Here is a 23,901-nt window from a genome sequence, read left to right as displayed (position 1 = left end):
GCGCATGTACTACAGGACGAACCGTCCATCGCCGGAGGGAGTCACTCCTCGGGTAGCAGGAGCCCCTGTGGACCGGGCGGGCCCGACAGGGGCGGGGCGGCACACCATGCGTGCCCCGCCACCAGATTAATCAAGACCCGGCCAGAAACGTCAGCCCTGCGCGGTGCGGGCGTCGGCGAGGGCGCGCAGCGCGCGGGCGTCGCTGATGGCCCGCTGCTTGGCGATGCCCGGCTGGATGCCCATGGCGGGGAGACTGGTGCCGTCACTGAGGTTGAGGAACACCCAGGGGTCGCCGGGGCGCAGGTTGACCTGGACGATCTCGGCCCAGGCCAGGTGCCTGCTGGTGGCGATGTTGACGACGGTCACGCCGGACTCGTCGGCGACGACCTTGGGCCTGCTCAGGAGCATCAGCACGCCCCAGAGCAGCGCGCCGGTGAAGATGAAGCTGATCCGCTCACCCGGGCTGAGGGTCGGGATGAGCAGGGAGACCACCGTGAGGACCACGAAGATGGCGGCGCCCGCGGTGATCAGGACGGCCCGGGTCCGCTTCGGCCGGAAGGTGACGGGCAGGGCGGGGAGAGCGGGAAGCTCGGACATGAGGCGGGTTCTCCTGCCGGTCAGAGGCGGCAGGCGTGAATGGCCGTGGTCAGGATGGCCCGCGCCCCGATGGCGTACAGGTCGTCCATGATCCGCTGGGCCTCCTTGGCCGGGACCATGGAGCGGACGGCGACCCAGCCCTCGTTGTGCAGGGGCGAGATCGTCGGCGATTCGAGGCCCGGGGTGAGGGCGACGGCCTGCTCCAGGTGCTCGGCGCGGCAGTCGTAGTCCATCATCACGTAGGCGCGGGCGACCAGGACGCCCTGCAGGCGGCGCAGGAACTGCTCGACCTTGGGGTCGTCGGTCTCGGCGCCGGTACGCCGGATGACGACCGCCTCGGACTTCATGATCGGCTCGCCGAACACCTCGAGGCCCGCGTTGCGCAGCGAGGTGCCGGTCTCCACGACGTCCGCGATGACCTGGGCGACGCCCAGCTCGATGGCGGTCTCGACGGCGCCGTCCAGGTGGACGACGGAGGCGTCGATGCCGCTGTCGGCGAGGTGCTTGGCGACGATGCCCTCGTACGAGGTCGCCACGGTCTTGCCCGCGAGGTCCGCGATGGTGCTCGCGGTGCCCGGCTTCGCGGCGAAGCGGAAGGTGGAGCGTGCGAAGCCGAGCGGCAGGATCGTCTCGGCGTTCGCACCGGAGTCGATCAGGAGGTCCTGACCGGTGATGCCGATGTCGAGCTTGCCGGCCGAGACATAGATCGCGATGTCCTTGGGCCGCAGGTAGAAGAACTCCACCTCGTTGTCGGGGTCGACGAGGACGAGCTCCTTGGACTCCTTGCGCTGCTGGTATCCGGCCTCATGGAGCATCGCCGACGCAGGTCCGGACAGTGAACCCTTGTTGGGGACGGCGATGCGCAGCATGAGGACGGATTCCTTTGCGTTCAGGGGGAGTTGGGTGGAGGAGGGCGTACGGCTCAGAGATGCGCGTACACGTCGTCGAGGGAGATGCCGCGGGCGACCATCATCACCTGTACGTGGTAGAGGAGCTGCGAGATCTCCTCGGCCGCGGCTTCCTTGCCCTCGTGCTCGGCGGCCATCCAGACTTCGGCGGCCTCCTCGACGACCTTCTTGCCGATGGCATGGACGCCCTTGTCGACCAGCTCGGCGGTGCGCGACGTGGCGGGGTCGCCGTTGGCGGCCTTGTGCTGGAGCTCGGTGAAGAGCTCCTCGAAAGTCTTCTTGGACATGATGTCGCTTACTTTACGCGGCTCCTCGCCCCCGCTCACCGCCAGGGTTCGGAGATCGTACGCAGCGTGGTCGCGGTGGCGACGGCGGCGGTGACCGCTTCGTGCCCCTTGTCCTCGCGGGAGCCCTCGATGCCCGCCCTGTCCAGGGCCTGCTCCTCGGTGTCGCAGGTGAGGACGCCGAAGCCGACGGGGACCCCGGTGTCCACCGTGACCTGGGTCAGGCCCAGGGTGACTCCCTGGCACACGTACTCGAAGTGCGGGGTTCCGCCGCGGATGACGACGCCGAGCGCCACGATCGCGTCGTAGCCGCGGCCCGCGAGGACCTTGGCGACGACCGGCAGCTCGAAGCTGCCGGGCACGCGAAGGACGGTCGGCTCGTCGATGCCGAGCTCGTGCAGGGCGCGCAGCGCGCCGTCGACGAGGCCGTCCATGACCTTCTCGTGCCACTGGGCGGCGATCACCGCGACCCGCAGGTCTCCGCAGTTCTTCACGCTCAGTTCGGGTGCACCCTTGCCGCTCACGCGCTTCTCCTGGTTCTCGTCTGTTCTCGTGGGCCGGTACTTACTGATTGCCGCAGGCTGACACCTCAGGGGTGTCGAGCCAGGGCAGGTCGTGCCCCATCCGGTCCCGCTTGGTGCGCAGGTACCGGAGGTTGTGCTCGCCCGCCTGGACCGCCATGGGCTCGCGTCCGGTGACCTTCAGGCCGTGCCGGATCACCGCGTCGGTCTTGTCGGGGTTGTTCGTCATCAGGCGCACGCTGCGGATGCCGAGGTCGTCCAGGATCCGCGCGCCCGCTCCGTAGTCCCGGGCGTCGGCGGGCAGGCCGAGTTCCAGGTTGGCGTCCAGGGTGTCGCTGCCGCGCTCCTGGAGCTCGTAGGCGCGCAGCTTGGAGAGCAGGCCGATGCCGCGCCCCTCGTGGCCGCGGAGGTAGACCACGACGCCGCGTCCCTCGTCCGTGATCCGCTGCATGGACGCCTCGAGCTGCGGGCCGCAGTCGCAGCGCAGCGAGTGGAAGACGTCGCCGGTCAGGCACTCGGAGTGGATGCGGACAAGGACGTCCTCGCCCTCGCCGACCTCGCCGTGGACGAGGGCGACGTGCTCGACGCCGTCGACGGTGGAGCGGTAGCCGTACGCCGTGAAGTCGCCGAAGGCGGTGGGCAGGCGGACCTCGGCCTCGCGGCGGACCTTCGGCTCGGAGCTGCTGCGGTAGGCGATCAGGTCCTCGATGGAGATGATCGTCAGGCCGTGCTTGCGGGCGAACGGGATGAGCTCCGGAAGGCGGAGCATCGTGCCGTCCTCGCCCGCGATCTCCACGATCGCGCCGGCCGGGCGCAGGCCCGCGAGCCGGGCCAGGTCGACCGCGGCCTCGGTGTGGCCGTTGCGGACCAGGACGCCGCCGGACTTGGCGCGCAGCGGGAAGATGTGGCCGGGGCGCACGAAGTCGGTGGGCTCGAAGCTGCCCGCGGCGAGCATCTGGAGCGTGGTGGCGCGGTCGGCGGCCGAGATGCCGGTGGTGACGCCGTGCGCGGCGCTCGCGTCGACGGAGACGGTGAAGGCCGTCCGCATCGACTCGGTGTTGTTCTCGACCATCTGCGGGAGCTGGAGGCGGTCCAGCTCGTCGCCCTCCATGGGCGCGCAGATCAGGCCGCGGCACTCGCTCATCATGAACGCGATGATCTCGGGCGTCGCCTTCTCGGCGGCGATGACGAGGTCGCCCTCGTTCTCGCGGTCCTCGTCGTCGACGACCACGACGGGCCGCCCGGCGGCGATGTCGCGGATGGCCGCCTCGACGGGGTCGAGTGCGAGGTCAGAGGCGTCTTCTTCGTGACCCGTGCTGTACCAAACAGGTGCCGCGCTCATGCCGGGGCTCCTTCCATGTTGGGCTGCGAGGCCTGCGAGGACGCAGTGCGCGACCGCAGCCACCAGTCGCGCATGCCCCACAGGACAAGAGCGAGGTAGATGACGTACACGAGGCCGGAGAAGGCCAGGCCGCTGCTGAACGCGAGCGGTACCCCGACCACGTCGACGAGGAGCCAGGCGAACCAGAACTCGACCAGGCCGCGGGCCTGGGCGACCATCGCGGCGAGGGTGCCGACGAAGATGTAGGCGTCGGGCCAGGGGTTCCAGGACAGGTCGGGGACGGCGGAGAACAGGGCGCCGACCGCGAGGGTGCCGACGGCCGTGCCGCCGAGCAGCACCCCGCGCTCCTTCCAGGTCGCGAACCGGACGGCGATGGAGCCGTCCTGCGCCTGCTGCTTGCCGTTGGCCCACAGACGCCAGCCCCACAGGGCCACGCCGATGACGAGCAGCTGCTTGCCGACGCCGCCGGAGAGGTGGGCGGAGGCGTACGCGCCGACGAGGATGACGCCCGAGAGGAACTGGGCGGGCCAGGTCCATATGGAGCGCCGCCAGCCGAGCGCGAGGGCGATCAGGCCGACGGTGTTGCCCACCATGTCGGACCAGATCACGTGCTGCCCGAAGGCCGTGAAGGCTTCGGAGTTGAGCCAGTTCACTTCGTGGCCTCCTGAGCGGGAGCGGCAGCCGGGGCGCCTGCGCGGTCGCCGAGCATCCGCTCGACGTACTTCGCGATGATGTCCACCTCGAGGTTGACCGGGTCGCCGGGCTGCTTGATGCCGAGCGTGGTCAGGGCGAGGGTGGTGGGGATGAGGCTGATGGTGAAGTAGTCGGGCCCGGCGTCGACCACCGTCAGGCTGACGCCGTCGACGGTGATCGAGCCCTTCTCCACCACGTAGCGGGAGAGGTCGGCGGGGAGCGAGATCTTGACGATCTCCCAGTTCTCGGAAGGCTTGCGCTCGACGATCTCGCCGGTGCCGTCGACATGCCCCTGGACGATGTGGCCGCCGAGGCGGTCGCCGACCGCGGTGGGCCGCTCCAGGTTGACGCGCGATCCCGCCGCGAGGGCGCCCAGGCTGGAGCGGTTCAGGGTCTCGGCCATCACGTCGGCGGTGAACTCGTCGCCCTCGTGCTCCACGACCGTCAGACAGACGCCGTTGACCGCGATGGAGTCGCCGTGCTTCGCGCCCTCGGTGACGACGGGGCCACGGACACGGAAGCGCGATGCGTCGTCCAGGTTCTCGACGGCGGTGATCTCGCCCAGCTCTTCGACGATTCCGGTGAACACTTCAGTGCTCCTTCGTTACGAGGGTCGCGGTGACGCGCAGATCGGGGCCGATACGGACGGTCTCGCTCACGTCGAGCCGCAACGCTTCGGTGATGGTCGTGATTCCGCCGCCGGTGAGGGCGGCGGGCCCCGCGCCGAGCAGGACGGGGGCGAGATAGGCGACGACGCGGTCGACGGCGCCCGCGGCGACGAAGGCTCCGGCGAGCGTCGGACCGCCTTCGAGGAGGACGGAGCGCACGCCGCGCGCGTGCAGTGCGTCGAGGAGGGCGGGGATGTCCAACCCGCCGTCCGTGCGCGGGAGTCGCACCGTCTCGGCCTCGCCCCCGGCGCTCACGTCGTCGGCGACCGCGACGAGCGTGGGCGCCGCGTCGTCCAGGACGCGGGCGCCGGGTGCCACGGCGGTGCCGTTCGTGTCGACGACGACGCGCAGCGGCTGGACGGCGCCTTCGATGCCCCGCACGGCGAGGTGCGGGTCGTCGGCTCGCTGGGTGCCGGAGCCGACGACGACCGCGTCGCACTCGGCGCGCAGCCGGTGGACGTCGGCGCGGGCCTCGGCGGAGGTGATCCAGCGGCTGCTGCCGTCGGCGGCGGCGATGCGGCCGTCGAGCGTCGCGGCGTACTTCCAGGTGACGTGCGGGCGGCCGAGGCGGACGGAGGTCAGCCAGGCGGCGTTCCCCGCGGCGGCCTCGGCCTCAAGGAGGCCCGACTCCACGTCGACCCCGGCGGTCCGCAGTCGCTGCGCGCCGCCGGTCGCGGCGGGGTTCGGGTCGCTGACCGCGTAGACGACGCGGGCGATTCCGGCGTCGATGAGCGCCTGGGCGCAGGGGCCGGTGCGTCCGGTGTGGTTGCAGGGTTCGAGGGTGACCAGGGCGGTGGCGCCACGGGCCTGCTCGCCGGCCGCGCGCAGGGCGTGGACCTCGGCGTGGGGGCCGCCCGCGCGCTGGTGGTGGCCCTCGCCGACGGTCTCTCCGGAGGCGTTGATGATCACGCATCCGACGACCGGGTTGGGGCTGGTGGAGCCGAGTCCGAGGGCGGCGAGCGCGACGGCGCGGCGCATGGCGGCACGCTCGTGCTCATTCGCTGTGACTGCGGCTGCGGTGGCCACCGGGTCCTCCTGCCTCATAGGGCACGGACTCCGGGGCCTGTCGATGACGACAGAATGTACGGACTGCGGCACCGGGAGCGACGCCGGAAACGAGACTTCTCCCTGGGAACCCGAAGAGACGGGTATCCCAAAAACAAGCCACTCGGCGACGTGCACGAATGCCCGCCCGCCGCGCACTGCCTCCCATCCGGACTTTCACCGTCGGTCCAGGAGTTTCACCTGGTCAACCGACCGCTGGAGGCGGCCGGGTCGCGGACTATAACCGCCGGTTCGGAATTACACCGACCCCGGAGTGCGCTGCTTTTGGTACGTAGCCAGTGTGCCACGCCTGATCGACGCCCATACGGGCGAACCCCTGTGGCCTGGCTCACAGCAGCCCGTGACAGGCCCCTGACCGGCGGTGACGGCCGCCGCTCTGGCACGCTGAGCGCGTGACGACCGCAGCTCCGGCCGATGAGTTCGAGTCCCATCGCCCCCGTATGTTCTCGCTCGCCTACCGCATGCTCGGCTCCGCCCAGGAGGCGGAGGACGCCGTTCAGGACGCGTATCTGCGCTGGAGCGGCGCGGACCGCGCGGACATCGGCCGGCCCGCCGCCTGGCTGGCCAAGGTCGTCACCAACCTCTGTCTGAACAGGCTGACTTCGGCGCGTGCGCGGCGCGAGGAGTACGTGGGTCCCTGGCTCCCGGAGCCGGTCGTCACGTCGGGCGGCGCGCTCGGCCCGCTGGAGTCGGCGGAGCAGCGGGACGCGGTGTCGATGGCGCTGCTGATCCTGCTGGAGCGGCTCACCCCGGTGGAGCGCGCGGTGTTCGTGCTGCGGGAGGCGTTCGCGTACAGCCATCGGGACACCGCCGGTGTCCTGGACATCGGCGAGGCCAACTGCCGCCAGCTGTACCGCAGGGCGGCGCGGGCCGTGGCCGACGAGCGGGTGCGGTTCGACGCGGTGGCCGAGCGGCGGGACGCGTTCCTGGAGTCGTTCGTCTCGGCTGCCCGGGAGGGGAATCTCGCGGGCCTGGAGAAGTTGCTCGCGGCGGGCGGGAGGGATCGGGGCCTTCCCGCCGGCGGTGCGCGTGATCAGGCACCCACGCCCCGGAAGGCCTCGGACCAGCGGTCTGCGGCCCCTGGGGCCCTCGCAGGCGCCGGTGGGCGGAGGCAGGGCTCCGGCGAGGGCAGCCGCACCGTGGGACGGACCGAGCTTGGCTCGCCGCTGCTCCGCTGCGGCCTTGCCTTTCTCGCCCTCACCCAATTCGCCGTCGGATTCTGGCAGTTGCTGGCGCCCCGGTCCTTCTTCGGTGTGCTCTGGGTCTCCACCCTGCCCCCGTACAACGAACACCTGATGCGCGACCTGGGCGCGATGGTGCTCGCGCTGGGGGTGGTCGTGGCGGCGGCCGCGCGGAGCATGGAGCCGCGGCTCGTCTCCGTCGCGCTCGCCGCCGATCTGACCTTCACCGTGCCGCACCTGGTCTTCCACTCGGCGTACTCGGGCCACCTGTCCGCCGGTTCCGCGGCCACGCTGCTCGCGCTCCTCGGGGGCGCCGTCCTGCTCCCGGCCTGGCTGCTGCTGCTCGCGGCTAGGGACGCGGGCCGAACAGCTCGTCCTGCGCCGAGTCCCTAGCGGCGAGCAGCGCGCCGCGCAGCACCGCGGAGCCGCCGAGCACGCTGGCGCGCACCTCGGTGCGCAGCGGTGACATGGCGGCGACACGCTCCGCCACACGGGCGGCGAGCGCGTCGCCGCCCGCTCGGCCGATCTCGCCGCCGAGGACCACGCAGCCGGGGTCCAGGATCGCGGCCATGGCCGCGGCGCCGACGGCGATCCGGTCGGCGACCGCGTCGAGGTAGGCCCCGTGGCCCGACTCGGCGGCGTGCCGCACCACGTCGGCGGCGCTCGCGCCCGGCTTCAGGATCCCGTGCTCGGCGGCGAGGTCACGGAGCGCGGCGGCGCAGGCCAGCGAGTGGAAGCCGCCCTCGCAGCCGGTGGCGGAGGGCAGTACGCCTGTGCCGGGGACCGGCAGGAAGCCGATCTCCCCGGTGCCGCCCGACGCACCGCGGCGCAGGCTTCCGTCGAGCACGACGGCGGCGCCGACGCCTTCGCCGAGCCACAGGAGCACGAAGGTGTCGCGGTCGTGGGCGGCGCCGTCGCGCTGTTCGGCGCGGGCGGCGAGGTTGGTCTCGTTCTCCACGAGCACGCGCGCGGGGAACCGCTCCTGGAGGGCGCCCGCCAGGCGCCGGTGCCAGGCGGGGAGCGAGGTGGTGTCGCGCAGTTCGCCGGTGGCGGGGTCGATGAGGCCGGGGGCGCCGATCGCCACGGTGTGCAGCCGCTGGACGCCGCCGTCCTTCGCGGTGCGCTCCACGAGGGCGACGGCGCGCTCGACGGCGGCTCCGGTGCCGGTGTCGCCGCCGATGGGCGCGGAGGCCTCGGCGAGCACCGCGCCGAGCAGGTCGGTGACGACCACGGAGACGCCACCGGTGCGTACGTCGAGGGCGGCGAGATGCGCCCGGTCGGCGACGATCCCGTACAGCCGGGCATTGGGGCCCCGGCGCCGGGCACCCGCCTCCCCCACGACCGCGATCAGGCCGGAGCCCTGGAGGCGCTCGACCAGGTCGGCGACCGAGGGCCTCGACAGGCCGGTCAGCTGCTTCAACTGGTTCGCCGTCAGCGGTCCTTCGCGCTGCAGGAGCCCCAGGGCGAGCCGGTCGTTGATGGCCCGGGCGGTGCTCGGTGATGCGGGCATGCCGGGGATCCTTCCATAAAGCTGCTATTTATCAGGCAGGGTTCCTGATAGTTTACGTCGCCGTAGCGGGGAGGCACCTTGGGAGGGACGGGGCAACGATGAGTGAAGTGGTCCACGACGTACGTCAGTTGAAGCGGGCGCGGTATGCCGTGGCCGCCGTCTTCTGCGTGCACGGCGCCGTCACCGGCTCCTTCGCGACGCGCGTGCCCTGGATCCAGGAGCACGCCGGCCTCAGCGCCGGTCTTCTCGGCCTCGCGCTCGCCTTCCCGGCGATCGGCGCCTCCGTGGCGATGCCGCTCGCGGGCTGGGTCAGTCACCGCTTCGGCGCCCGGACGGCGCTGCGCGGGCTGCTCGCCCTGTGGACGACGGCCCTGATCCTGCCCTCGCTCGCGCCGAATCTGCTCACGCTCTGCCTGGCCCTGTTCGTGTACGGGGCGACGGCGGGCATGTCGGACGTCGCGATGAACGCCCTCGGTGTCGAGATCGAGACCCGCATGAAGAAGTCGATCATGTCGGGCCTGCACGGCATGTGGAGCGTCGGCGCCCTGATCGGCTCCGCCGCCGGAACCGTCGCCGCCCATCTGGGCGCGGACGCCCGGCTGCACCACGCGCTGGCCGCCGTGGCGCTCACCGCGATCGGTCTGGTCGCCTGCCAGGGCGTGCTCGACCTGCAGGCGGAGCCCGAGGACGAGGCGCCGCCGCGCTTCTCGCTGCCGCCGAAGTCGGCGCTGCTCATCGGCGCTGTCGGCTTCTGCGCGGTCTTCGCGGAGGGCGCGAGCCTGGACTGGTCGGCGGTCTATCTGCGGGACGTCCTGGACAGCTCGGCCGGTGTCGCCGCCGCGTCCACCACCGGGTTCACGCTCACCATGGCGATCGCGCGGCTCGCGGGCGACGCGGTGGTGGACCGCTTCGGGGCCGTCCGCACGGTGCGCGTGGGCGGCGTGGTCGCGGCGCTCGGCGGGCTGCTCGTGGTGGTGGCACCGCATCCGGCGCTCGCCATGCTCGGCTTCGCGCTGCTCGGGCTCGGCATCGCGGTCGTGGTGCCGCTCGCGTTCGCCGCGGCCGGGCGCAGCGGCCCGAACCCGAGCCAGGCCATCGCGGGCGTCGCCACCATCACGTACACGTCGGGCCTGATCGCCCCGTCCGCGATCGGCACGCTCGCCGACGCGACGAGCCTGGTGGTCTCCTTCGGCCTGGTGACGGTGCTCGCCTGCGGGCTCGCGGTGTTCGCGGGGGTCCTGCGCACGGACAGCCGCGAGGCCACACCGAGCGCTCCCGTGGACGCGAAGGTTCCCGGCCCGAAGTCCTGAACCAGCGGTTCCGCGGGCCACTGGCGGGCGCCCCGCCAGTGGCCGGTGTGAAACCGGGGAACTTATGCCGGATTAACATTGCGCTGACTCATTCAGGTCTTGACAAAGTCGGGCGCACAGAAGGCGGAACACAACCATGGATCTCGGCGTGCGCTGGAGACTGCACGGCGACGGGCGCACCCCCGCGCCCGGAGCCGTCGTCCGTCCCGACGAGCGGCTCTCGTGGCCGCGCACCTTCGGGCTCGGCGCCCAGCACGTCGTCGCCATGTTCGGCGCGTCGTTCGTGGCGCCGGTCCTGATGGGCCTCGACCCGAACCTCGCGATCATGATGTCGGGCGTGGCGACCGTCATCTTCCTGCTTGCCACGCGTGGCCGGGTGCCCAGCTACCTGGGCTGTTCGCTCTCCTTCGTGGGCGTGGCCGCGGTCATCCGCGCGCAGGGCGGCTCATCGGCGACCGTGACGGGCGCGGTCTTCGTGGTCGGCGCGGCGCTGTTCCTGGTGGGCCTCGCCGTCCAGAAGTTCGGGGCGCGGATCATCCATGCCGCGATGCCGCCGATCGTCACCGGCGCCGTCGTCATGCTGATCGGCTTCAACCTGGCGCCGGTCACCGCCTCCACGTACTGGCCGCAGGACCAGTGGACGGCGCTCCTGGTGATGCTGTTCACCGGTCTGGCCGTGGTGTGCCTGCGCGGGTTCTGGTCACGCGTCGCGATCTTCCTGGGGCTGATCTTCGGGTACGCCCTGTCCTGGGCCCTCGACCTGGTCTTCGGCAAGATCCACTCGGCGGACGGCTCGGGCAAGGTCGTCGACCACTGGCGCCTCGACCTCTCCGCCGTCGGCAACGCCGACTGGATCGGCCTGCCGTCCTTCCACGCGCCGAGCTTCGAGTGGTCGGCGATCCTCGTCGCCCTGCCCGTCGTCATCGCCCTCGTCGCCGAGAACGCCGGGCACGTCAAGGCGGTCGGCGAGATGACCGGCGACAACCTGGACGACAAGCTCGGCACGGCGATCTCCGCCGACGGCGCCGCGTCCATGCTCTCGACGGCGGTCGGCGGCCCGCCCAACACGACGTACTCCGAGAACATCGGCGTGATGGCCGCGACCCGCGTCTACTCCACGGCCGCGTACTGGGCCGCCGCGTGCTTCGCCCTGCTCTTCGGCCTCTGCCCCAAGTTCGGCGCGGTCGTGGCGGCCATCCCGGGCGGCGTGCTCGGTGGCATCACCGTCATCCTCTACGGCATGATCGGCCTGCTCGGCGCCCAGATCTGGATCAACGCCGGGGTGGATCTGCGCAATCCGCTGAACCTCGTCCCGGCCGCGGCGGGCATCATCATCGGCGTCGGTGGCGTCTCGCTGAAGATCAGCGACAACTTCGAGCTGAGCGGCATCGCGCTCGGCACGATCGTCGTCATCACCGGCTATCACGTCCTGCGTGCCTTCGCCCCGCCCCACCTCAAGTCGCAGGAACCGCTGCTCGATTCGGGCACGTCCACGTACGACGAGGGCGACGGGTCCCCGGAAGCGGGCGGCGACGGCTCTCAGCCGCGCGCCAAGTCGTAGGCGTAGCCGGGCGTGAACGTGCCGGGCGCGCCCTTGCAGCCGTCGGACTCGCCCGGCAGTTTGATCCACAGATAGGCGTCGATGCGGGCCTCGCCGGTCCGCAGCGTCGGGCTCGGCCCGAGCCCGCGTCCCGCCGGGTCGCACCACTCGCCGTCCGCGGGGGCGCCGTTGCCGTTCCGGCTCGTGTCGATGACGGCGCCCAGGCCGGGCGGGCCGCCGAGTGCGGACAGGACCTTGCGGGCGTAGGCGGCCTCGTCGCCGGTGCGGTGGAAGTTCGAGACGTTCGTGAAGATGCCGTCGGACGACGCGGGCGACGCGGCGCCCGCCGCGCGCAGCCGTCCGGCCTGCTCGGCCGCGGCGTTCCAGCCGGAGTGCCCGGCGTCGAAGTAGACCCTGGCCTTCGGATTGGCGGCCTTCAGGGTGCGGCCCGCGCGGGCTAGCGAGGCATCGCGGGCGGTGCGCTGCTTCGCCGAGAGGCACTCGGAGAGCGCGATCGCGTCCGGTTCGAGGATGACGACGACCTCGCCGGAGCCGAGGCCCGCGGCGAACTTCCCGATCCACGCGTCGTACGCGGCCAGGTCCGGCGCCCCGCCCTGCGACGCGCCCCCGCAGTCGCGGTCCGGTATCGCGTACGGCACGACGACGGGCACCCGGCTTCCGGCCCGCGACGTCACCGCGCGCACCCGCGAGGTGATGGTCCCCGGCGCGTACTCCGCGAACCACACGGCGGCGGGGCGGTCGGCGATCCGTGACTCGATGAGCGGGCGGCGCGGGTCGCCCCGATGAGCCCTGACCCAGTCGATGACCTGCGAATCGCCGTGCCGGTAGAGGGAGTTGGCCGAGGGATCGGCGGTGGTCCTCTTCGGACGCGGGGTCGCAGGCTTCGGCTTGGGCTTCGGCACCGGCGATGCGGAGGACTTCACGGGTGACGGCTTGGCCGATGACGCCGACGCGGACGGTGTCGGCACCGCGGGCAGCGGTTCGAGCGTCGGCGACTTCGTCACCTTCGGGCGCGCCCGGTCCCTGCCGCCGCCCTCGTCCAGGGCGGACACCATTCCGGCGACGGCGCCCACCGCGGCCACGACCGAGGCCGCCGCGACCATGACCCCACGGCGGGCGGCGTGCCTCCGTCCGGCCCGCCGTTCGGCGCGGTGTCGCGCGCGGTTGCCTGACACGATGCGGCCCCTCCCCTCCCCCGTGTCCCCCTGACACGGCGCGCCGGCTCCCCTCCTCAGGGGCACACACGGTCGCCGTTCCCTCGTTCTGGGGAAGCGGCCGGTGCGGCGGCATTCCGGCCAGCCTAGGACTGGGACCCTGCCACCATGGCGCAGTTGGAGCGGTTCGCGGAGTTCACAGGCTCGGCACACGGGGTTGACGGCGTGGTGACGCGGATGCGCGCGCTGGGCGCCGGCTTCCCCTCGGGCGACGGGGTCGGGGTCTTCAACCGGGTCTATCTCGCGGTCACCGAAGAGGTCGGCCGGCACCTCGACAGGGGGCGATTCCCGGACACCGGAGCCGCGATCACGCTGGACGTCCTGTTCGCCGAGCGCTATCTGACGGCGGTCGAGACGGTGGCGGCCGACCGCAGACCGCCCGCCTGCTGGCGGCCGCTGTTCCAGCTGCGGCGCCATCCCGGCGTACGCCCCCTGCAGTTCGCGCTCGCGGGCATCAATGCGCACATCGGGCACGACCTTCCGCTGGCCGTGATGGACGCCTGTCGTACGCTCGGCTGCGAACCGGCGGACCTGGAGGACGAGTTCGACCGCGTGGGCGACATCCTCGTCTCGCTGGAGGAGCGCATCCGCGAAGAGCTGATGCCGGGCCCCGATCTCTTCCAGATCGCCGATCCGCTCACCCACCTGCTGGGTTCCTGGAGCCTGGAGCGGGCCAGGGACAGCGCGTGGGCGACGGCGCTCGCGCTGCGGGCCCTGCGCGAACTGCCCGCCGTCGCCGAGGAGTTCCAGGGTCGCCTCGACGGAGCGGTCGGCCTGGTGGGCCGGATGCTGCTGACGCCCCTGCCCGACTGATCCGGCCGCCCCGCGTCCGCCGCCGAGGAACTCCCCGGCGATAGCTGTACGTTGAATGCAGTGACCCCGGATGCGAAGGAGCACCAGCATGGCCACACGACTCGGACTCGGCCTCCCGCAGGGCCGGCAGTATCACCTCGGCCGTGACGTCCCGGCCGTGGCCCGCGCGGCCGAGGAGATCGGGTACGAGAGCCTGTGGGTCTATGAACGCGTCCTGTTCCCCGAGCCCGCGACCCAGGGTCTGTACGGCATCGAGGGCCTGCCCTGGCCCGACTCGTACCGCTCGGTGGCCGACCCGCTGATCACGCTGACGCTCGCCGCCGCGGTCACCGAGCGGGCCCGCCTGGGCACCAGCGTCCTGGTCGCCCCGCTGCACGTGCCGTTCCAACTGGCGCGCTCCCTGGCCACGTTGGACGCGGCGAGCGGCGGCCGCGTCGTCGCAGGGTTCGGCACGGGCTGGTCCCACGACGAGTACGCGGCCGCGGGGGTGGCCCCCTTCGACAAGCGCGGCAAGGTCCTGGACGAGCTGATCGACGTCTGCCACGCGGTGTGGGGCCCGGACCCGGTGTCGTACGAAGGGGAGCTGACGACGATCGCGCCCTCGGTGGTCGGCCCCAAGCCCGCGCGCCCCATCCCGATCCTGCTGCCCGCGGGCAGCCCGCGCGCGCTGCGCAGGCTCGTCGACCGCGCCGACGGCTGGATGCCGGTGGGCGCGGGCGCCGAGAAGCTGGCCGAGCAGGCGCAGGCCCTGAAGGAACTGGCCGCCGAGCGGGGCCGCACGCGCCCGGTCCAGAGCGTCCTGCGGGTCAACGCCCGGTACACACCGGCCGCGTACGAGGGCGAGAAGCGCGCGCCCTTCCGGGGCAACGTCGCGCAGATCGTCGAGGACATCGAGGCACACGCCTCGGTGGGCGCGGTGGAGGAGATCCTCATCGAGCTCGCGGGCAGCACGCGGGACGCGGAGGAGCTGAAGGACCTGGCGGCGGAGGTCTACGAGGCGGCGCGGGCAGCCGGGGTATAGAGGCAGCCGCCCCGAAGGGGCGCAGCCTCAGGGGCGCGGGGAACTGCGCGACCAGCCACGACGGCCAGTCGGATTCCCACGCGCCCCAGGAAGAACGGCGCCGTCAGTCCTCAGGCAGCTCGACGGGAGCGATCTCGTCGTACACGTCACCGGGACCGGGGTTGGTCCCGTCCGTGGCCCCGCCAAGGTGATGCATGACGCCCCACACGGCGTTCAGGGCGGTCGTGACCGCCCCCTCGGCCCATCCGGCCGTCCAGGAGATGTCATCACCGGCGAGGAAGATGCCCCGCTTGTCCGCCGGCAGGCTCTCCTGCATGAAGTGCGTGAACAGGCGCCGCTGGTAGCGGTAGTGGCCCGGCAGGTTCGCCTTGAAGGCGCCCATGAAGTACGGCTCGTTCTCCCACGACACCGTCACCGGGTTGCCGATGATGTGCTTGCGGATGTCGACCTTGGGATAGATCTCGCCGAGCGACTTGAGCATGACCTCCATGCGCTCGTTCGCCGACAGCGGCAGCCACTTCAGGCTGTCGTCGCACCAGGTGTAGGAGAGGCAGATGGTCGCGGGCTTGTCCGGGCCGTCGTCCAGGAGGTAGGTGCCGCGCGTCATGCGGTCGGTGAGCGTCATCGACATGACGTCACGGCCGGTCTCCTCGTCCTTGTCCAGCCAGAACGGCCGGTCGACCGGCACGAAGAGCTTGGAGGACTCCATGTAGTGGGTCCGCTCCATCGCCGTCCAGTGGTCGATGGGGAAGAGCGTGTCGTCGCACGCGATCTTGGAGAGCAGCATCCAGGACTGGGCGGTGAAGATCGCCGCCTGGTAGGTGCGGATGTCGCCCGAGGAGTCGGTGACGGTGACGCGGTTGCCCGCGGTGCGGTCCAGACGGGTCACGGCGGGCTTGGGCACACCGCCCTCGTGCAGCGAGCTCAGGGACGTGCCGGGCGCCCAGTGCACGATCTTCTGCGGCTCGCGGTCCCACATCCGCAGGGGCAGCTGCTGGCTGCCGCCGACGATGCCGCGGTGGTGGTCGTCGGCCTCGGTGTAGACGACGCGCAGGATCTCCAGGATGGAGTTCGGGAAGTCGGTGTCCCAGCCGCCCGTGCCGAAGCCGACCTGGCCGAAGATCTCGCGGTGCCGGAAGGACTTGAAGGCCTCGGAGTCGCAGAGGAAGCCGTAGAAGGTCTGGTTGTCGAGCTTCTCGACGAGCTTGGACCAGATCTCACGGATCTTGGGAACGTCGCGCTCGCGCAGGGCGCGGTTCATGTCGGAGAAGTCGGCGCCCTCCTCCAGGCAGGAGTTCCAGGCGTTCATCACGTCGCGGTAGACCTGGGGCAGGTCGTCGACGGAGGTCGCGTAGTGGGACTCGCCCTTGAGGTCGACGACCGTCGAGGGGGTCGACTCCGCGAGGGGGTTGGGGAAGGGCTGGGTCTTGAGGCCCACCAGGTCGATGTAGTGCTGCAGCGCCGTCGAGGACGGCGGGAAGCGCATCGCGCCCATCTCGGCGGTCAGGTCGCCGTCACAGCCCTCGAAGCCGACGGTGCGAAGGCGCCCGCCGATCTGGTCGGCCTCGTAGACGACGGGCTTGAGGCCCATCTTCATCAGTTCGTACGCCGCCACGATACCGGAGAGGCCGCCGCCGATGACCGCGACCTCCGTGCCGTGCTCGGTCGCGGGTATCTGGCCCAGGCCCGCCGGGTGCGCGAGGAAATCGTCGTACGCGTAAGGGAAGTCCGGACCGAACATGGTGATCGGCGGCTGCGCGTCGGTGTGCTGGACGGCTGTGGGCACCGTGGACGTCATGGGGTACGGACTCCTTGCGGGAACGGCAGAACAGAAGAAGGGCGAGCTCGAAGGGGGGGAGGGTCAGATCAGGGACGCGTACAGACCCGGGCGGCGGTCGCGCAGATAGGGGTTGGCCTCGCGCGACGCGGCGAGGAAGGCCGGGTCGGCGTCGGCGAACACCAGTTGCTCGTCCCGTCCGGCGCGGGTGCGCGCGACGCCGTCGGGACCGGCCAGCGTGGAGAGCCCGACGAACTCGAACTCCCCTTCCTTGCCGACCCGGTTGACGTACGCGACGTACATCTGGTTCTCGAAGGCCCGCACCGGCACGACGGACTCGGCGACGAACTGGAAGGGGTGCATCTGGGCCGTGGGCACGAGCAGCAGGTCGGTGCCCGCGAGGGCGTGCGCGCGGACGTTCTCCGGGAACTCCACGTCGTAGCAGATCATCAGGCCGATCCGCAGACCGCCCAACTCGGCCTGTACGACGGCCTGTTCGCCGGGGGTGAAGGAGTCGCGCTCGAAGCAGCCGAAGAGGTGGGTCTTGCGGTAGTTCGCCAGGCGCGCGCCGTCGGGACCGATCAGCTGGACGGAGTTGAAGACCCGCTCGCCGTCCCGCTCCGGGTAGCCGTAGGCGACCGCGACGCCGTGGCGTACGGCGGTCTCGGCGATCGCGGTGGCGGACGCCCCTTCGGCGGGCTCGGCGAGGCGTGCCACGTCGTCGCCGATCGCGTACCCGGTCAGGAACATCTCGGGGGCCACCACGAGGCCCGCGCCCGCAGCGGCGGCACGGGCGGCGGCCTCGTCGAGCGCCTTCAGATTGGCGGCGACGGAGCCGGGGCGGCCCGAGCTCTGGAGCAGGGCGGTGCGCAGCGGGGGCATGGCGGGACCTCGGGGCATGCGAAGGGACTGACGGACTGGTGGGGACCGTTAGACCGTACGGTCGGCGGGCCTGGCCGGACAAGGCGCGAGCGTTGCGGGCAGATGCTCGATCCGTTGCGCGTGCGGGGCCCTCTGCGGCGATTCGTTGCGCGGTGCCGTGCGCCTCGGGTATCGGGGGTGTCCGCCTCCAGGCGCAGGGGTCCGCCTCGGGTCCCCGCCGCGCGGCGGAAGCGGGGTCCCGCCCGTGGCCTGACGTGCCGGACCCCCTTCCGCGAGAGCGTGATCCCACCCGGAAACGCCGGGTGAACGGCCTCGAAGACGGAGGGCTCCCATGAGCCGCACGACCTCGCCCCGCCACCGCAACTACCCCCGCGCCATCGCCGTGGGCGCCGCGCTGCTTCTGACCGCCGGGGCCGCGGGCGTGGCCGTCGCGTCCGGCGACGACGCGGCGCACCCCGGCACGGCGCACAGGGACACGGCGCGCTCCGCGTCACCCACCGACGCCCAGGCCAAGCCCCGTGAGGCGGCCGCGCTCACCGGCTCGGCGAAGATGTACCGCAAGACCACCGAGGACGTGACGTTCACCTTCGACGCGCACCTGGCGGCGAAGAACAACGGTGACCCGACCAAGGCGACCGGCACCTTCCACTTCGTCCACCTGGACAAGCCGGGCGGCGAGGGCGGCTGGGCGAAGGGCCGCATCGACTGCCTGATGACGGGCGGCAAGGTCGCCACGGCAACCGGCGTCATCACGGACACGAACCTGAAGCAGATCAAGGGCGGCCGCGTCGGCTTCACCGTCCACGACCAGGGCGGGCAGGACCGTGTGGGGTACAGCTGGGCCGCGACGGGCGTCCCCGACAACACCAAGAAGCTGACCAAGTGCACGAGCTCGGCGCCGCACGAGAAGGTCAAGAAGGGCACCGGCGACTTCGACGTCGTGCCGTGGAAGGTGCCGTACCCGACGAACTGACACCCGACCGCGACAGCCACGGAACCGGGGAGCCACCCGTACAGGGGTCGGGCGGCTCCTCCCCGAGGAGGGTCCCGGAAGCCGCCGCCCCCGCCACGCGGCGGAGGCGGTCACCGCCTCACGTGCGATGTGCGGGGCGCCGGCCCACGGGAGTGTTGATCCCGCCCGGAGGGACCGGGCACAGGCACCGCAGACGGAGGACCTCCCGTGAGCCCGATGAGCCGTACCGCCCTCACCCGTAAACGTGTCGCCGTAGCCCTGGGAGTCCTGCTCGTGCTCGCCATCGGGGCATCGGTTCCGGCCGCCGCGTCGGAGGTCCGGCACGAGCGCGAGACTGTGGCACTGACCAGCTACATGACGCAGCCGCGGGCTTAGGGGAGCTCCCCGAAGGGGCGCGGGGAACTGCGTGACCAGCCACAACGCATCCGCGGCCGATGGGCTAGGCGGGCGACCCCGAGGAGAATCTCCGCATCAGAGGAGAAAGCACCAGCACGGACTTCGTCCGCTCCACGAAGTGCTCGCCCGCGATCCGCTCCAGTACCCGCTCGAAGTGCCGCATGTCGGCGGCGAAGACCTGGACGACCGCGTCCGCCTCCCCGGTGACGGTGGAGGCGGACGCGATCTCCGGATAGCGCTCGAGCCCCCGCCGGATCGCCTCCGGCGAGGTGTTGCGGCGACAGTAGATCTCGATGAACCCCTCGGTCTCCCAGCCGAGCGCGGCCGGGTCGACCCGCACGGTGAATCCCGTGATCGCCCCGGTCTCCCGGAGCCGGTCCACGCGCCGCTTCACGGCGGGCGCGGAGAGCCCGACCAGCTGGCCGATGTCGGCGTAGGAACGGCGGGCGTCCTCGGCGAGGGCGTGCACGATGCGTTCGTCGAGATCGTTCAGTCGCACTGGGGGTGGATCACTTCTCTGCGGAGGCCAATCGGGAGCGGCTCATGCCGTACAGGAAGTAGAACACGAGGCCGACGGCCATCCAGACACCGAAGACCGTCCAGGTGATGGAGTCGAGGCTGAACATGTTGTAGGCGCAGAAGCCGAAGCCGAGCACCGGGAAGAGCCAGCCGAGCGGCACCCGGAAGGTGCGGGGCATGTCCGGGCGGGTCCGGCGCAGCACGATCACCGCGATGTTGACCAGGCCGAAGGCGAAGAGCGTACCGATGCTGGTGGCGTCGACGAGCTTGCCGAGCGGGATGACGGAGGCGAGGGCGGCGCAGAACAGCGACACGATGACCGTGTTCACGCGGGGCGTGCCGGTCTTCTTGCTGACCTTGCCGAACACCTTGGGGACCAGGCCGTCGCGGGACATGGCGAACAGGACGCGGGTCTGGCCGTAGAGGACGGTCAGGACGACGGACGCGATGGAGATGACCGCGCCGGCGGCGAGCAGCGTGCCCCAGAAGCTCTGGCCGCTGACGTCGTTCATGATCGCGGCGAGCGTGGCCTCGGAGCCCTCGAAGTCCTTCCAGTTCCAGGCGCCGACGGCGACGGCCGCGACCAGGACGTAGAGGGACGTGACGATGATCAGCGAGAGCATGATCGCGCGGGGCAGGTCGCGCTGCGGGTTCTTCGCTTCCTCACCGGCGGTGGATGCGGCGTCGAAGCCGATGTACGAGAAGAAGAGGCTCGCCGCGGCGGCGCTGACCCCGGCGGTGCCCAGCGGCATGAAGTCCGAGTAGTTGCCGGACTTGAAGCCCATGAAGCCGATGGTGCAGAAGAGCACGAGCGCGGCGATCTTCACGATGACCATGATCGTGTTGGCCGTCGCCGACTCCTTGGCGCCGCCGAGCAGGAACACCATGGCGAGCAGCACGACGATCAGGCCGGGCAGGTTGATGATGGCGCCGTCGACCTCACCGGGCGCCGCGGAGAGCGCGTCCGGGATCGTGACGCCGATGGTCCCGTCGAGCAGCTCGTTGAGGTATTCGCCCCAGCCGACGGCGACCGCCGCCACCGAGACGCCGTACTCCAGGACCAGGCACCAGCCGCAGACCCAGGCGATGAGTTCACCCATCGTTGCGTACGCGTATGAGTACGAGGAGCCCGCGACCGGTATGGAGCCCGCGAGCTCGGCGTACGAGAGCGCGGAGAAGAGCGCGGTGAGTCCGGCGATCACGAAGGAGATCGTGACGGCGGGCCCGGCCTTGGGGACGCTCTCGCCGAGGACGACGAAGATGCCGGTGCCGAGCGTGGCACCGATGCTGATCATGGTCAGCTGCCACATGCCGAGGGAGCGCCGCAGGGAGCCGCCCTCGCCCTGGCCGCCCTCCGCGACCAGGAGTTCCACCGGCTTGCGCCGCATCAAGCGGCGGCCAAGTCCCGTGACCCCCGGGGGGCTTGGGCGGTTCTGCGGGGGTGCGCCTTGGTCGAGCACGCGTGGCTCCTTCATCGCTGCCGGTCAGGGCGGCGGGACCGGCGGCAGGCCCCACGCATGGATGGGGACCGCCGAGCAGGCGGTCCCCGCCACACCACGTACAGCGGATGACTCTATGAGGCGTGCTTCACGTACGTAATGCAGCAACCTTGCGCAGGACCGCATGATCGTTGCGTACTTCCCCTTCCCGCGGGTCTTCGTTGCGCGGTCCGTTTCGTCCGTTGCGCGCCGAGGCTCCCTGACAGTCATTGACACTTCGTCAGATCTCCCCCATCGTGCACTCCGGTCGAGCCGATCGCGCACCCCGGTCGCCCCGGCCGCGCCCCGGTCGAGAGGGAGGCAGCAGGCCATGGACCTCGATGTGCTGTACGAGATCGACGTACCGAAGCCCTGGAACGGACCCCATCCGCACGGGCAGCGCACCGCCGAGCAGCGCGCCTACCGCGAGGCCGTGGAGCAGATCCGGCTCGCCGACCGGGTCGGGTTCCGCACGGTGTGGGCCGTGGAGCACCACTTCCGCGAGGGCCGCTCGCACTGCCCGGCACCCGAGGTGCTCCTCGGCCATCTCGCGGCGCTCACCGAGCGGATACGCCTCGGCTTCGGCGTCACCCTGACTCCCTTCGGCTTCACTCCCCCGCAGCGGATCGCGGAGAAGGTGGCGGCGGTGGACGTGCTCTCGGAAGGGCGCGTGGAGTGGGGCACGGGGCGCTCAACTCCCATGGAACAGAGCGCCTTTGGCGTCGACAGGGAGCAGTCGCGGTCCGACTGGCGCGAGGCGATCGAGATCGTGACGGGCATGTGGCGCGAGGAGTACTTCGCCTACGAGTCCGAGCGGTTCTCCTTCCCCCGCCGGATGGTCACACCGAAGCCGGTCCAGGATCCGCATCCCCCGTGCTGGATGGCGGCGACGTCACCCGGTTCGGCGGAGGTCGCGGGTGCGGCGGGCCTCGGCCTGCTCTCCTTCTCGATCATGCAGCCGCTCGACGCGATGGCCCGTCAGGTCGCCGCCTACCGCGCCGCGGCGCGCACGCCGTCCCCCCTCACGGACGTCACCACGGACCGCGTCAGCGCGTACACGCTGGTGCACGTGGCGGACCGGCCCTCGCGAAGGGTCTGGGACTCGGTGGCCTGGTGGTACCGCAACCTGGCCCAGTTCACGCTCGACTGGGAGCTGCCGCACCTGACCCCCGAGGAGCGCGAGCGCACCTTCCCCCTCCTCACGCCGATCATCGAAGGGAGCGTCCCCGTCGAGGAGTTCGACGACGGCGACATGATCCTCATCGGCGACGCCCAGACGATCGTCCGCAAGGCCAAGCACTACGCCGACCTCGGCATCGACCAGCTCATCTGCTACGTCCAGTGGGGCTATCTGGAGCACCAGGAGATCCTGCGCACGATCGAGATCCTGGGCAAGGAAGTCATCCCGGAACTGGCGTCGTACAAGCCCCGGCGGACGACGCCGTGAGCGAGCCCCTCGACACCTCGCCCGTCCCCGACTACGCCGCCCTCCACCGCCTGGACGACCGTGCCTTCGTCCTGCTCGGCGCGGGCAACGGCATCGGCCGCCAGACCGCGCACGCGCTCACGGCCGCGGGAGCGCGCGTCCTGTGCGTGGATCTCGACAAGGGCCGCGCCGAAGCGGTCGCGGCCGAGACGGGCTCCGTCGCGTACGTCGCGGACGTGATTCGCCGCGACGCGGTACGGGAGCTCTTCGCTTACGCACGGCGGGAGTTGGGCGCAATCGGCGGCGTGGTCGACATCGTCGGCATGGCCCGCTACACGCCCCTGGACGAGCTGGACGACGCGTCCTGGGACTGGCACTTCTCCCTCGTCCTGCGGCACGCCTGGCTCGCGGTCCAGTACGGCGGGCAGGCGCTGGCCGAAGCGGGCGGCGGCCCTCTGGTCTTCGTCGCGTCGGTGTCGGGCCTGACGGCGGCGCCCCTGCACGCCGCGTACGGCGCGGCCAAGGCGGGCCTGATCTCCCTGGTCCGCTCGGCGGCGGTGGAGTACGGCCCGCGCGGTGTACGGGTCAACGCGGTGGCGCCCGGCGTCGTCTGGACGCCGCGCGTGGCGGGCCTGATCGGCGAGGAGGGCCGTGCGCGCAACGCCCGCAACGCCCCGCTCGACCGGGTGGCCGAGACCTCGGACATCGCATCCGCCCTGCTCTTCTTCGCTTCGCCGCTGTCCTCGTACGTCACCGGGCAGACGCTCGTCGTGGACGGCGGGGTCGGCGTGAAGTTCCCCTATCCGACCATCGGGGGTGCGCGGTGAGGGAGTTCGTGCGGGGCGCACCCTGGTGGACCGAGGACGGCCGGGTGGTGCGCGCCGACCCGGCCGACCGGGATCGGCTGCCCCGGGACACGTGGGAGCGGGCGGGCCTCCCGGCCGGGGTCAGGCTGGAGTTCGAGGCGCGGGGAGTGAGCGCGGTGGAGGTCGAGTACACCGCGTCGCCGCCCTCAGGGGCGGACTCGTACCGCGACGTGCCCGCGGTGTTCACGCTTCTCGCGGGCGAGGACGGCGTGGACACCCCCGCGGCTCCCGGCGAACACCGGGCACTGATCCATCTCCCTTGCCCCGACGGCGAGTTCACCCTGTACCTGCCGGAAGCCCTGCGGCCCGTCCTGCACGCTGTACGCCCGGTAGACGGCAGCCTGCGGCCCGCCGAACGCCGGCCGCGCTGGCTGGTCCACGGGGACTCGATCGCGGAAGGCTGGTCGGCATCGCGTCCCCATCTGGCGTGGCCCGCGCTTGCGGGCCGGGCACTCGGAGTGGAGACGGTGAACCTCGGGTACGCGGGCGCGGCACGCGGGGAGGTGGCGACGGCCGAGCAACTCGCCTCGCTGGACGCCGACTTGATCACTATCGCCCTCGGCACGAACTGCTGGTCGCGTACGCCGCATTCGGCGGGGCTGCTCTACGAGACGGTTCGGGCGTTCCTCGGCCTGGTGCGCAGGGGCCACCCGGACGCCCCTCTCCTGGTGGTCTCCCCCGTGGTCCGCCCGGACGCCGAGCGGACACCGAACGCGCTCGGCGCCACGCTCGGGGACCTGCGGGCCGCCGTGGAGCGTGCGGCCCTGGACGCGGGGACCGATCTGCTGCCGGGCGGCGAACTGCTGGACGCCGGGCACCTGGTGGACGGGGTGCATCCGGGCGACGAGGGCCACGCCCTGCTGGCGAAAGCCGTGGCGGCGGCCGACGCCCCGTAA

24 protein-coding genes and 1 riboswitch are annotated in these 23,901 nt (G+C 71.6%); of the genes, 10 read left to right on the top strand and 14 right to left on the bottom strand.

Features of this window, described 5'->3' with window-relative positions:
• Positions 1 to 150 precede the first annotated feature (150 nt).
• From AC07AG_RS33175 to ribD, 8 genes are read right to left on the bottom strand one after another with little or no spacing between them, the layout of a single operon-like run.
• Positions 151 to 597 carry a PH domain-containing protein gene (locus AC07AG_RS33175; RefSeq protein ID WP_478759830.1) on the bottom strand — a complete coding sequence of 149 codons (447 nt, stop codon included), beginning with the start codon at positions 595 to 597 and terminating at the stop codon, positions 151 to 153.
• 20 nt (positions 598 to 617) lie between these two features.
• Complete coding sequence (gene hisG, locus AC07AG_RS33170; protein ID WP_160503730.1) at positions 618 to 1,466, bottom strand: ATP phosphoribosyltransferase; 849 nt, start codon at positions 1,464 to 1,466, stop codon at positions 618 to 620.
• Positions 1,467 to 1,519: 53 nt separating this feature from the next.
• The gene (locus AC07AG_RS33165; RefSeq protein ID WP_055564821.1) at positions 1,520 to 1,792 is read right to left on the bottom strand and encodes a phosphoribosyl-ATP diphosphatase; all 273 of its coding nucleotides are present in this window, start codon (positions 1,790 to 1,792) and stop codon (positions 1,520 to 1,522) included.
• Between the two features lie 35 nt (positions 1,793 to 1,827).
• Positions 1,828 to 2,313: a 6,7-dimethyl-8-ribityllumazine synthase gene (ribH, locus tag AC07AG_RS33160; protein WP_249591166.1), complete on the bottom strand. Its 486-nt coding sequence runs from the start codon at positions 2,311 to 2,313 to the stop codon at positions 1,828 to 1,830.
• A gap of 40 nt (positions 2,314 to 2,353) precedes the next feature.
• The gene (locus tag AC07AG_RS33155; RefSeq protein ID WP_478759829.1) at positions 2,354 to 3,652 is read right to left on the bottom strand and encodes a bifunctional 3,4-dihydroxy-2-butanone-4-phosphate synthase/GTP cyclohydrolase II; all 1,299 of its coding nucleotides are present in this window, start codon (positions 3,650 to 3,652) and stop codon (positions 2,354 to 2,356) included.
• Positions 3,649 to 4,245: a nicotinamide mononucleotide transporter family protein gene (locus tag AC07AG_RS33150; RefSeq protein WP_478759967.1), complete on the bottom strand. Its 597-nt coding sequence runs from the start codon at positions 4,243 to 4,245 to the stop codon at positions 3,649 to 3,651. The genes AC07AG_RS33155 and AC07AG_RS33150 overlap by 4 nt, the downstream gene beginning before the upstream one ends.
• 56 nt (positions 4,246 to 4,301) lie before the next feature.
• Positions 4,302 to 4,934 (bottom strand): riboflavin synthase, encoded by a 633-nt coding sequence (locus AC07AG_RS33145; RefSeq protein WP_478759828.1) that lies wholly within the window; start codon positions 4,932 to 4,934, stop codon positions 4,302 to 4,304.
• Between the two features lies 1 nt (position 4,935).
• Complete coding sequence (gene ribD, locus AC07AG_RS33140) at positions 4,936 to 6,039, bottom strand: bifunctional diaminohydroxyphosphoribosylaminopyrimidine deaminase/5-amino-6-(5-phosphoribosylamino)uracil reductase RibD (RefSeq protein WP_478759827.1); 1,104 nt, start codon at positions 6,037 to 6,039, stop codon at positions 4,936 to 4,938.
• 169 nt (positions 6,040 to 6,208) lie between these two features.
• A riboswitch (FMN riboswitch) is annotated at positions 6,209 to 6,339 on the bottom strand.
• 131 nt (positions 6,340 to 6,470) lie between these two features.
• On the opposite strand from ribD, the gene AC07AG_RS33135 reads away from it, so the two are divergent.
• Positions 6,471 to 7,652, top strand: a complete 1,182-nt coding sequence (locus AC07AG_RS33135; protein WP_478759826.1) for a sigma-70 family RNA polymerase sigma factor — start codon at positions 6,471 to 6,473, stop codon at positions 7,650 to 7,652.
• On the opposite strand, the gene AC07AG_RS33130 is transcribed toward AC07AG_RS33135, so the two are convergent.
• Positions 7,609 to 8,769 (bottom strand): ROK family transcriptional regulator, encoded by a 1,161-nt coding sequence (locus AC07AG_RS33130; protein ID WP_478759825.1) that lies wholly within the window; start codon positions 8,767 to 8,769, stop codon positions 7,609 to 7,611. The genes AC07AG_RS33135 and AC07AG_RS33130 overlap by 44 nt on opposite strands.
• Positions 8,770 to 8,867: 98 nt before the next feature.
• On the opposite strand from AC07AG_RS33130, the gene AC07AG_RS33125 reads away from it, so the two are divergent.
• Entirely contained in the window at positions 8,868 to 10,079 is a 1,212-nt protein-coding gene (locus AC07AG_RS33125) for an MFS transporter (RefSeq protein WP_478759824.1), read from the top strand.
• 136 nt (positions 10,080 to 10,215) lie between these two features.
• Entirely contained in the window at positions 10,216 to 11,640 is a 1,425-nt protein-coding gene (locus tag AC07AG_RS33120; protein WP_478759822.1) for a uracil-xanthine permease family protein, read from the top strand.
• Here the strand turns inward: AC07AG_RS33120 and AC07AG_RS33115 are convergent.
• Entirely contained in the window at positions 11,619 to 12,815 is a 1,197-nt protein-coding gene (locus AC07AG_RS33115) for a glycoside hydrolase family 6 protein (protein ID WP_478759820.1), read from the bottom strand. The two genes, AC07AG_RS33120 and AC07AG_RS33115, sit on opposite strands and share 22 nt — an antisense overlap.
• Before the next feature lie 147 nt (positions 12,816 to 12,962).
• Between AC07AG_RS33115 and AC07AG_RS33110 the strand changes: the two genes are divergently transcribed.
• Together AC07AG_RS33110 and AC07AG_RS33105 are read left to right on the top strand one after the other, a co-directional pair.
• Positions 12,963 to 13,667 carry a DUF5995 family protein gene (locus AC07AG_RS33110; protein WP_478759818.1) on the top strand — a complete coding sequence of 235 codons (705 nt, stop codon included), beginning with the start codon at positions 12,963 to 12,965 and terminating at the stop codon, positions 13,665 to 13,667.
• Positions 13,668 to 13,755: 88 nt separating this feature from the next.
• Positions 13,756 to 14,688 (top strand): LLM class F420-dependent oxidoreductase, encoded by a 933-nt coding sequence (locus AC07AG_RS33105; protein ID WP_478759816.1) that lies wholly within the window; start codon positions 13,756 to 13,758, stop codon positions 14,686 to 14,688.
• Between the two features lie 103 nt (positions 14,689 to 14,791).
• On the opposite strand, the gene AC07AG_RS33100 is transcribed toward AC07AG_RS33105, so the two are convergent.
• Both AC07AG_RS33100 and AC07AG_RS33095 read right to left on the bottom strand, forming a co-directional pair.
• Positions 14,792 to 16,486 (bottom strand): flavin monoamine oxidase family protein, encoded by a 1,695-nt coding sequence (locus tag AC07AG_RS33100; protein ID WP_478759814.1) that lies wholly within the window; start codon positions 16,484 to 16,486, stop codon positions 14,792 to 14,794.
• Between the two features lie 63 nt (positions 16,487 to 16,549).
• The gene (locus AC07AG_RS33095) at positions 16,550 to 17,338 is read right to left on the bottom strand and encodes a carbon-nitrogen hydrolase family protein (RefSeq protein WP_478759966.1); all 789 of its coding nucleotides are present in this window, start codon (positions 17,336 to 17,338) and stop codon (positions 16,550 to 16,552) included.
• A 340-nt stretch (positions 17,339 to 17,678) separates the two neighbouring features.
• Here AC07AG_RS33095 and AC07AG_RS33090 point away from each other — a divergent pair, with 340 nt between their 5' ends.
• Together AC07AG_RS33090 and AC07AG_RS33085 are read left to right on the top strand one after the other, a co-directional pair.
• On the top strand, positions 17,679 to 18,320 hold the full coding sequence (locus AC07AG_RS33090; RefSeq protein ID WP_478759812.1) for a Repetin: 642 nt from the start codon (positions 17,679 to 17,681) through the stop codon (positions 18,318 to 18,320).
• Between the two features lie 216 nt (positions 18,321 to 18,536).
• Entirely contained in the window at positions 18,537 to 18,695 is a 159-nt protein-coding gene (locus AC07AG_RS33085) for a hypothetical protein (protein WP_478759810.1), read from the top strand.
• Between the two features lie 64 nt (positions 18,696 to 18,759).
• On the opposite strand, the gene AC07AG_RS33080 is transcribed toward AC07AG_RS33085, so the two are convergent.
• Together AC07AG_RS33080 and AC07AG_RS33075 are read right to left on the bottom strand one after the other, a co-directional pair.
• Positions 18,760 to 19,215: an Lrp/AsnC family transcriptional regulator gene (locus tag AC07AG_RS33080; RefSeq protein ID WP_190084898.1), complete on the bottom strand. Its 456-nt coding sequence runs from the start codon at positions 19,213 to 19,215 to the stop codon at positions 18,760 to 18,762.
• 10 nt (positions 19,216 to 19,225) lie between these two features.
• Positions 19,226 to 20,695 carry an amino acid permease gene (locus AC07AG_RS33075; RefSeq protein WP_478759808.1) on the bottom strand — a complete coding sequence of 490 codons (1,470 nt, stop codon included), beginning with the start codon at positions 20,693 to 20,695 and terminating at the stop codon, positions 19,226 to 19,228.
• 349 nt (positions 20,696 to 21,044) lie between these two features.
• Here AC07AG_RS33075 and AC07AG_RS33070 point away from each other — a divergent pair, with 349 nt between their 5' ends.
• Genes AC07AG_RS33070 through AC07AG_RS33060 form a run of 3 tightly spaced genes read left to right on the top strand, consistent with a single transcriptional unit; the run spans position 21,045 to position 23,901 of the window.
• A complete protein-coding gene (locus AC07AG_RS33070) occupies positions 21,045 to 22,160 on the top strand; it encodes an LLM class flavin-dependent oxidoreductase (protein WP_478759806.1) in 1,116 nt (371 codons plus the stop codon).
• Positions 22,157 to 22,966 carry an SDR family NAD(P)-dependent oxidoreductase gene (locus tag AC07AG_RS33065; protein ID WP_478759804.1) on the top strand — a complete coding sequence of 270 codons (810 nt, stop codon included), beginning with the start codon at positions 22,157 to 22,159 and terminating at the stop codon, positions 22,964 to 22,966. The genes AC07AG_RS33070 and AC07AG_RS33065 overlap by 4 nt, the downstream gene beginning before the upstream one ends.
• A gap of 8 nt (positions 22,967 to 22,974) precedes the next feature.
• Complete coding sequence (locus AC07AG_RS33060) at positions 22,975 to 23,901, top strand: GDSL-type esterase/lipase family protein (protein WP_478759802.1); 927 nt, start codon at positions 22,975 to 22,977, stop codon at positions 23,899 to 23,901.

This window comes from Streptomyces sp. NPDC044044 (genome assembly GCF_056434405.1).
Note: the sequence above shows the minus strand (reverse complement) of the source record. Positions and strands in the feature narration are given on the sequence as shown.